Raw genomic sequence first — 6,006 nt, 5'->3', positions numbered from 1 at the left:
ACCCAAGCTCATCCCCCCGGATCAACGCCTTCAGCCGCGCGTCGACCCTGCGGCGGAGCGTTGGGTGTTCGATCGGGTGGGGGATCTCGTCGGGTTCCGTGAGGGGGATGAAGAGGATCAGGTCTAGGGTCTCCAAGGCGCGGGTGATGCGGGTGAGCAGTCGGCCTTGCGGCAGCCATTCGAAGCCTTCGTCTGCGCTGGTGATGTCGAGATAGGCGAGGAAATCGAGCGGCGAGCGGTCGAAGATGACGTTATCGCCGCGCGCCTCGTCGAGGATCAGCCGGCAGCTTTCGGCAAGCTGCGCCTCGAAATCGGCGGTGGTTGGTTTTGCGGCGAAGAGGGCGCCGCGCTCGGCCAGCCGCCAATAGGGCTCGGCGACGGCTTCATAGGCGGGATGCGCGGCGACGAAATCCTCGATCAGCGTGGTCTTGCCGCTGCCATGGGTTCCGGTGACCGCGATACGCATCGGGGTTTCGCGGCCCGATCGCGTCAGACGCCGAACCGCTGCTCGACATAGGCGGCCACCATCTTGCGGAAATCCTCCGCGATGGCGGGGCCGCGCAATGTCGCGGCTTTCTTGCCGTCGATGAAGACGGGGGCGGTGGGGGTTTCGCCGGTGCCGGGGAGGGAGATGCCGATATCGGCGTGCTTCGATTCGCCGGGGCCGTTGACGATGCAGCCCATGACGGCGACCTTCAGCGCCTCGACGCCCGGATAGCGCTCGCGCCATTCCGGCATCGCCTTGCGGAGATCTTCCTCGATCGTCTTGGCGAGTTCCTGGAACACGGTCGAGGTGGTGCGGCCGCAGCCGGGGCAGGCGGCTACGACGGGCAGGAAGGCGCGGAAGCCCATGGTCTGCAGGAGTTCCTGCGCCACCTGGACCTCGCGCGTGCGGTCGCCATTCGGCTCCGGCGTCAGCGAGACGCGGATCGTATCGCCGATGCCTTCCTGCAGCAGGATGCCCATCGCGGCCGAGGAGGCGACGATGCCCTTCGAGCCCATGCCGGCCTCGGTGAGGCCAAGATGCAGCGCATGCGGGCTGCGGCGGGCAAGATCGCGATAGACGGCGATGAGGTCCTGCACATTCGAGACCTTGGCCGAGAGGATGATCTTCTCGCGCGCCAGGCCGATTTCCTCGGCGCGGGCGGCCGAAAGCACGGCCGAGCGGACGATCGCCTCGCGCATCACGGCATTGGCCGAAACAGGCGCGGCCGAGGCGGCGTTGGCGTCCATCAGGCTGGTCAAGAGTTCCTGGTCGAGCGAGCCCCAGTTGACGCCGATGCGCACGGGCTTCGAATGGCGGATCGCCAGCTCAATCAGCGTTCCGAACTGGCGGTCGCGCTTTTCGCCGAAACCGACATTGCCGGGATTGATGCGATATTTATCGAGCGCCTCGGCGCAGGCCGGATGATCGGTCAGGAGCTTGTGGCCGATATAGTGGAAGTCGCCGATCAGCGGCACGTCGATGCGCCGGCGCAGCAGCCTTTCCTTGATATGCGGCACGGCGGCGGCGGCCTCGTCGCGATCAACCGTGATGCGCACCAGCTCCGAGCCGGCGATGGCGAGGCTCGCCACCTGCGCCACCGTCGCGTCGATATCGGCGGTGTCGGTATTGGTCATCGACTGGACGACGACCGGCGCCTCGCCGCCGACATCGACCTTGCCGACGCGGACCGAAACGGCGCGGCGGCGTGGCAGCGGACCAGCGGGAAAATCAGGAATGGCGAAGGCTGTGGCGGGGGCGGCGAGGTTCATCAGGTTCATGGTCAGACTGGTCCGCGATGAGGCCCCTCTCCCGCGCGGCGGGAGAGGGTTGGGGTGAGGGCGCGCCGCAGGCGCGGATTTCTGGTCGCAGGGAAGGAAAGCGAGACCCTCGCCATTGCCCTCTCCCGCATGGGGGAGAAGGGATGCCGATCGCCATCGCGCATTGATAGCCGCACAATCAGCCGTTCGCCCGGCAGCGGGCGCAGAGGCCGCGGATCTCGATGACGGGCGCGCGCGGCACGAAGGAGGCGGCTTCGGTCAGCGCCTCGAGCGATCGCGTCAGCGCCTCGGATGAAGCCTCGGCGGCGGCGCCGCAGGCCTCGCAGAGCAGGAACACGGTCGCCGCGCCATGATCGTGGCCGGCTTCGGCAGTGCCGGTGCGCTGGCTGCGCGTGCAGGCGATATAGGCGTTGCGGCTTTCGATGCGGTGGGCAAAGCCGTTCTCGACCAGGAATTCGAGCGCGCGATAGACGCTGACGGGCGCGGGGCGTGGTCCTTCGCGCGCCAGGCGGTCGATCACGTCATAGGCGCTGGCGGGCACGTGGCTTTCGGCAAGCGCGGCAAGAACCTTACGGCGCTGATCGGTGAAGCGGAGACCCGAGGCGGCGGAGACCGCTTCGGCATGGGCGATGGCATCGCGCTCGCAATGGCCATGGTCGTGCTCGCCATGCTCATGCGGCGTCGCCGCCAATGCCGTGTCGCCGGTCGTCGCCTCGTTCATCGCGCGATCCCGATTTCCGCCGCTTCTCGTCGCGGCCATCTTCCCATGCTGCAGCGCGGCGTTCTACCATGCCTCAACGTCATGTTCACGCGCGCCGCGGTCTTTGCCCAATATAGTCGCTGGCGCGCCGCTTCTCACCCCTCTTGTCGCGCGGAGTTTTCGCCATGTCGAACGAACGTCACCTTCGCGGCAAGACGGCGCTGGTCACCGGCTCGACCTCCGGCATCGGCCTCGCCATTGCGCGGGCTTATGCCAGGGCCGGCGCGCATGTCGTTTTGAACGGCTTCGGCGATGCCGCCGAGATCGAGGCGATGCGCACGACGCTGGCCAGCGAGCACGATGTCGAAGTGCGCTATCACGCGGCCGACATGACCGATGTCGCCGCGATCGAGGCGATGGTGGCCGAGGTTGAGGCGGAATTCGGCGCGATCGATCTCCTCGTCAACAATGCCGGCGTGCAGCATGTGGCGCCGGTGCATGAGTTCCCGGTCGACAAATGGAACCTCATCATCGCGCTCAATCTCTCGGCCGCTTTCCATGCGATGCGGCTGGTGATCCCGGCGATGAAGAAGAAAGGCTGGGGCCGCATCGTCTCCACCGCCTCGGCGCATGCGCTGGTCGCCTCGCCCTATAAGTCGGCCTATGTCGCGGCCAAGCATGGCATTGCCGGGCTCACCAAGACGGTGGCGCTCGAGGTTGCCGAGAGCGGCATCACGGTGAACGCGATTTCGCCCGGCTATGTCTGGACGCCGCTGGTCGAGAAGCAGATCCCGGCGACGATGGCGGCGCGCGGGCTGACCGAGGAACAGGTGAAGCGCGACGTGTTGCTCGCGGCGCAGCCGACGCGGCAGTTCGTGACCGTCGATGAGATCGCGGCGCTGGCGCTGTTCCTCACCACCGATGCCGCCCGCAACATCACCGGCGCGCTGCAGGTGATCGATGGCGGCTGGACCGCAGCGTGAGCGCATGACAATGGGCAAGCTTGAAGGGCGCGTCGCCGCCGTCACCGGCGCGGCGAGTGGCATCGGCCGCGGCATCGCGCTCCGTTTCGCCGAGGAGGGCGCGCGGGTCGCGGTGCTCGATCGAAATGGCGATGTGGCCGAGCGTGTCGCGACGGAAATCAGCGATGCGGGAGGACATGCCGCGGCCTTTGCCTGCGATGTCTCGGACGAGGCGGCGGTCAACACGGCCTTTGCAGGGGCCGTTCGGGCGCTGGGCCCGGTCGATATTCTCGTCAACAATGCCGGCGTGCTGCGCGATGTGCCGATCGCGGCGATGACAGCGGCCGAATGGGATCGCGTCATGGGGGTCAATCTGCGCGGCGCATTTCTCTGCGTGCAGGCCGTTCTCCCTTCGATGCGCGCGCGCGGCTTCGGCCGCATCATCAGCATCGCCTCGCAGCTGGCGCTGAAGGGCGGCCCGGAACTGACGCATTACGTGGCCGCCAAGGCCGGGCTGATCGGCTTCACGAAGGCGCTGGCGCATGAGGTCGGCCGTGAAGGCGTGACCGTCAACGCCATCGCGCCCGGCATCATCGAAACGCCGATGAGCGCGGGCGTTCCGGATGATATCCGCGCCCGGATTTCGGCGGGCCTGCCGATCGGCCGTTTCGGCCGCGTCGATGAACTCACCGGCGCCGCCGTGCTGCTTGCGAGCGACGAGGGCAGCTATTTCCTCGGCGCGACGCTGAATGTGAATGGCGGCGACGTGATGTGACGCGCTTGGCGGCTCACCAGCCGAAGGTGAACGCCGCGCCGGTATTGCTATTCCCCTCCTGCGCAACGCGCGTCTCGGTGTTCCGGCCAAACTGGAAGATGCCGTAGGAATTGCCGTTGCCGGACTGCTGCAGCGCGGCAGCATGGCCGTCGCCGCGCTGGCTGACGAGGCCGACATTGCCGACGCCCTGCTGCGCGACGCCGGCCGTGTTGCCCTGTCCGCGCTGGTCGATGCGCGCGCCGCCGCCCTTCAGCCCCTGATAGAGCGCATAGGCGCGGAGCCCGAAATCCATGACGCGCGCGTCTTGTTCCGTGCGCGGCGCCAGCGTGAAGCCGATCGAGCCGCCGGCGAAAGCCGGCGCGGCGGGGAGGGCGATCGCGCCGGAGAGGGCAACGACGCTGGCGATGGTCTTGAGGCTGGAAAACATGGCGCGATGTCCTTTGATGCTGCGATTGTGAGGCTCGGCGGGCGGTCAGCCGCCGATGGTGGCCGTGCAGCGCGCGCTGGCGGCGCCGGCCGTGATGTCGAGCGTCACGGCATAGGTGGCGTTGCCGCCGCTGAGGCTGACGGTGCCAAGCGCGGCCGTTCCGCCGGGGGGAAGCGAGAAATCCCCGCCTTGGCGGATGGTCGATGAATTGCCGCCGCCGCCGCCGCTGACGCGGAGGCTGTAGCTGCCATCCGTGGCGCGCGCCGCGCGGACGCTCGGCGCGAGGATGATCTGGCCGCCGGAACGGCTCTCGCCGATCGAACAGGCAAGCGGCCCGGCCGCTGTTCCGCCGCCGTCGCGGCCGGCCGCCGCCACCGCCGCTCCGGCGGCCATCGCGCCGAGCGTCATCACGGCGGCGATGGCGATCCGTCCTGTCATGCTGGTCATGGCTCGTCTCCTCGTCTGGCGATCGGGATGCTGGAATGCGGGGCGCGGGCCGACGCGGTCGGCCTTGCCCGCCGCCGCTCAGTCGCAGGCCTGGACGAAGGCTGCGACATTGCCATTGCCGCCCTGGTTGACGTCGGCGGCGCAGCCATGGCCGACCTGAACGCCGGCGGCGATATTGCCATTGCCGTCCTGCGTCAGGATCGAGGTGTGGCCGGAGCCGAACTGGCCGATGCCAGCGACGTTGCTGCTGCCATACTGATAGGTGGCGCCGGAATTTCCGTAGCCCTGCTGGCCGATCGCCGAGAGATTGCTGGCGCCGGTCTGATGCGCCGTCGCGCCATTGGAGCGGCCGTCCTGATAAACGCGGATGCGGTTCTGCCAGCCGGTCTGCGCGCCGCCGGACGAATTCCCCCAGCCATACTGCTCGATGCGGAGGTCATTGGCGAAGGCCGGCGCGGCGGCACCGGCAAGGCCGGCCGTGGCGAGAGCCGCGGCAACAACGGCGCCGAGAACGTTCGAGCGGATCATGGAACCTCTCCTTCATCTGCGGCCACAGCCGCGCTGTCGATGAGGTCCGTTCTAGAGAGGCCCGGCGGAACGGATGCTGAAGGCGGTGTTTATCTGGCGTTCAGGGGGAGGGGGAGGAGGCTGGCCGTGTAGGGGAGCGTTGGATACCGCGATCCGCTGACGTTATCCGAGCACTTGAAATCCGGCAGGGTAGCCGGCCAGCTGGTTAGCATTTTGCTGGGTTCGCGAGTGGCGTTTGTCGATGGTTGGACATTGTTCGTTTTGGAGACAGAAAGGATGGGCCCCGGGCCCAAGCCGACCATTATGTCTGTGATCTGCTCAAGTCCGCTTGCGACCCTATTGCGGTCGTTCAGAGGTTTCGCTCACTAGATAGGAGCTGCCGCCAATCAAGCGACAGAGGCAG

General features: G+C 67.6%; 8 protein-coding genes. 2 read left to right on the top strand and 6 right to left on the bottom strand.

The features are described 5' to 3' along the window. The 3 genes from LB518_RS20875 to LB518_RS20865 all read right to left on the bottom strand — a co-directional run. Positions 1 to 466 (bottom strand): AAA family ATPase (locus LB518_RS20875; RefSeq protein ID WP_224579743.1); only part of this gene is annotated, 466 nt, incomplete at its 3' end. A 23-nt stretch (positions 467 to 489) separates the two neighbouring features. Next, positions 490 to 1,755, bottom strand: a complete 1,266-nt coding sequence (gene ispG, locus LB518_RS20870; protein ID WP_224579753.1) for a flavodoxin-dependent (E)-4-hydroxy-3-methylbut-2-enyl-diphosphate synthase — start codon at positions 1,753 to 1,755, stop codon at positions 490 to 492. Positions 1,756 to 1,942: 187 nt separating this feature from the next. Further along, entirely contained in the window at positions 1,943 to 2,485 is a 543-nt protein-coding gene (locus LB518_RS20865) for a Fur family transcriptional regulator (protein ID WP_224579742.1), read from the bottom strand. A 164-nt stretch (positions 2,486 to 2,649) separates the two neighbouring features. On the opposite strand from LB518_RS20865, the gene LB518_RS20860 reads away from it, so the two are divergent. Further along, a complete protein-coding gene (locus tag LB518_RS20860) occupies positions 2,650 to 3,447 on the top strand; it encodes a 3-hydroxybutyrate dehydrogenase (protein ID WP_224579741.1) in 798 nt (265 codons plus the stop codon). 4 nt (positions 3,448 to 3,451) lie between these two features. Beyond that, positions 3,452 to 4,201, top strand: coding sequence for an SDR family NAD(P)-dependent oxidoreductase (locus LB518_RS20855; RefSeq protein ID WP_224579740.1), 750 nt, complete (start codon positions 3,452 to 3,454; stop codon positions 4,199 to 4,201). Positions 4,202 to 4,214: 13 nt separating this feature from the next. Here the strand turns inward: LB518_RS20855 and LB518_RS20850 are convergent, their stop codons facing one another. The 3 genes from LB518_RS20850 to LB518_RS20840 all read right to left on the bottom strand — a co-directional run bounded on the left by LB518_RS20850 (position 4,215) and on the right by LB518_RS20840 (position 5,603). Next, positions 4,215 to 4,628 carry a curlin gene (locus LB518_RS20850; RefSeq protein WP_224579739.1) on the bottom strand — a complete coding sequence of 138 codons (414 nt, stop codon included), beginning with the start codon at positions 4,626 to 4,628 and terminating at the stop codon, positions 4,215 to 4,217. A gap of 45 nt (positions 4,629 to 4,673) precedes the next feature. Continuing rightward, the gene (csgH, locus tag LB518_RS20845) at positions 4,674 to 5,075 is read right to left on the bottom strand and encodes a curli-like amyloid fiber formation chaperone CsgH (RefSeq protein ID WP_224579738.1); all 402 of its coding nucleotides are present in this window, start codon (positions 5,073 to 5,075) and stop codon (positions 4,674 to 4,676) included. A 78-nt stretch (positions 5,076 to 5,153) separates the two neighbouring features. Then, positions 5,154 to 5,603 (bottom strand): curlin, encoded by a 450-nt coding sequence (locus LB518_RS20840; RefSeq protein WP_224579737.1) that lies wholly within the window; start codon positions 5,601 to 5,603, stop codon positions 5,154 to 5,156. Between the last annotated feature and the right edge of the window lie 403 nt (positions 5,604 to 6,006).

This window comes from Mesorhizobium sp. BR1-1-16, from assembly GCF_020165495.1.
Classification (GTDB): domain Bacteria; phylum Pseudomonadota; class Alphaproteobacteria; order Rhizobiales; family Kaistiaceae; genus Kaistia.
Note: the sequence above shows the minus strand (reverse complement) of the source record. Positions and strands in the feature narration are given on the sequence as shown.